This window comes from Pseudomonas sp. BGI-2, from assembly GCF_004310295.1.
In the GTDB taxonomy this organism is placed as follows: Bacteria; Pseudomonadota; Gammaproteobacteria; order Pseudomonadales; family Pseudomonadaceae; genus Aquipseudomonas.
In genome coordinates, this window is sequence record NZ_SISB01000092.1 from 1 (window position 1) to 2325 (window position 2325).

Annotated in this window: 3 protein-coding genes; all 3 read right to left on the reverse strand. The window is 45.1% G+C overall.

The genetic code is table 11. The features are described 5' to 3' along the window. Positions 1-404 precede the first annotated feature (404 nt). Complete coding sequence (locus EYC95_RS29960; protein ID WP_131063528.1) at positions 405-1040, reverse strand: hypothetical protein; 636 nt, start codon at positions 1038-1040, stop codon at positions 405-407. A 232-nt stretch (positions 1041-1272) separates the two neighbouring features. Further along, positions 1273-1632 (reverse strand): hypothetical protein, encoded by a 360-nt coding sequence (locus EYC95_RS29965; protein WP_131063529.1) that lies wholly within the window; start codon positions 1630-1632, stop codon positions 1273-1275. After that, positions 1632-2325 (reverse strand): RHS repeat-associated core domain-containing protein (locus tag EYC95_RS29970; protein ID WP_131063530.1); only part of this gene is annotated, 694 nt, incomplete at its 5' end. The genes EYC95_RS29965 and EYC95_RS29970, both read right to left, overlap by 1 nt.

The window sequence follows — 2325 nt, forward strand, 5'->3', positions numbered from 1 at the left end:
CAGCAAAAAGTGGACAATGCCGATCCGGGACTGGAAAGCGGCTTTGAATCGCTTCAGTATCCAGTTTGAAGATCGGCTGTTAACGGTTTAATAGAAATCCCGTTTACACAAAATCAGGGACACCCTCTGGAAACTCGACCACGCCGAAGCGTGCCCGCGCACAACCGCCGCAACTGATCTTACGGACGCACGTTAACGGCCGCAAACCAAGCTTCGACGCCAATACATTTCCAACGACTTTGAAGGGCTCCTACACCCCGCCACTGAATTGTCAGTGACCACCAGAGACTATCGATGGAATGCATTTCGAACCAGTTCATGGAAACCGATACGAGTTGAAGGAAACTTCCGACGAGCTTGCCCAGAAATTTCGCAGTCATCGAGAGCACCTTAAACACCACTACTCAGTCCGATGTACTTGCAATCAACGCGCTGAGAATACGACGTTTAGGATTCCAGATAGTCAAACACCACACCCCCCACCATTCCAAACCGTCGTTGAAGTAATCACTCCACGATTCGCGCCCTGGAATTGCATCAGCGTTATCGACCCACTCCCGCTTAAATCCCTTAACCCAATTTATTACTTCAACATCATCCTGTTCTTCGAGGCCTAAAGCCTGACACCACTCATGGAATAGCGCCCGAGCCTCAAGCTCTCCTCGTTTGAATTCAGTTCCATAAGGTGGCTCTCGGAAAGAACCGTAAAACGCCAGCGGTCCTCGCTCATAATCTTCGACCAAAATGAGATTATGTATTTCTTCCCGACTCAAAACAGTAGCCACAGCCTTGTCTAGCTCCCAACTGATAGCTGGATCACCTGGATTTATATACTCGGGATTTTTTATCAAATTGTTATGCCAATCCCACAAATCTTTCATGAGCTTTTCGTGAAGCCTGGTCAAAGCTTGCCGATGAACTGATTCGTCGACTGTCACATTTATCTCAGGACGGAGCACGACAAAATTGAACACGCAGCCAGCGTCATCCATCCGATCAAGAAGCGATTTACTTTTTTTTTCGTCAATTACTTTCAACACTAAAAATATACCTTATCCGACACAAAACGAATTCTTCTTGCTGTCAATACTCGCAAACAAAATCCACAAAAAGGAGAAATAAGTAAAAAGGGGGGGAGGCAAGTAAAAGGGGACGGATTTATTGGTTGATCTATAGCAACACCTTCAAAGCTGGCAACAAAATAAATCCGCCCCTTCACAGTCCCCTTTGGTAAAAATCGGTTCAGACACCATATTTTTCTTTATTTAGGAATTAATTAATGCCACTTCCTTGATCTTGATACCGTTCCAAACAATTAATGAGAACTGTCATAAACCGCCTTTGATCTTTAACCTCATCATCAAAATACGTGTCCATTTTTGAAAAAATTTCATCAAAACTATTACCCATCTCTAAAAAATAAGACAAAGTTTTGATTAATGAAATGCGCTCTTGCTCGCTATAAATAAAAAATTCAGGGCGTAGCAAGGCGTCAAAAAGCTCGGCAAGTTCTTTATCATCATTCACATTCTTCGAAACGATAATTTCTTCACGCTCCAAATCATGCGTATTTTCAATATCAAAAACAAAAAGCAGACCTCGTATACTCCACAGCGTGTAGGGCCTATTCATTAGTCAAATTCCGTGTATGAAGTTTTAGCTTTACCATTTTTGTCCAATATGACGACCGCTCTAGTCTGCTCACCATACTGCAATCCCTCCCTTTTAAACCCTTCACCTATTTTTTTACCCATATCAATAGGTTGTCGTGAAGCATCTATACCACTTTGCCTAAAAATTAACTGAGCACGTTGTATTGCATTAAATTGATCACGATGACTGAGAAAACGCGTCGCGGCTGAAGGAATGACGGGCTCGCCTTTTTTCTTTCCTTTCTCGTACCTTTCTATTTCTCCTGTCGTGGGATTTCTGCCTTCCTTCACCCGATCAAACTGGGATTGCAGGGTTGTTTGTGCTCCATGTTTCTGCTGAAAATGGGCGCCATCAATCGATTCTTCCATTTCCTTCAAGCGCCTATAAAAAACCGACTCTGATAACTCATCAATTCTTGCTCGTCGCTGCTCAGCCGCCATTTTCGGCAGAGGCGTCTCACCTTCATCAACCCTAACGCCAGTCGCATCATCCGGCGCCCCACACCCGGGCTTATTCTGTGGCGGACAATTCCCGCTCAACCCCAACGGATCAACCCACCCCGTCGGATTCGGCGTGTACTGGTACTGATTCAGCCCACCCGCCAACTTCACCGGGTCCGGCGTCAGATACCGACCAATCTCCGGATCATAGTACCGATGCCGGTTGTAATGC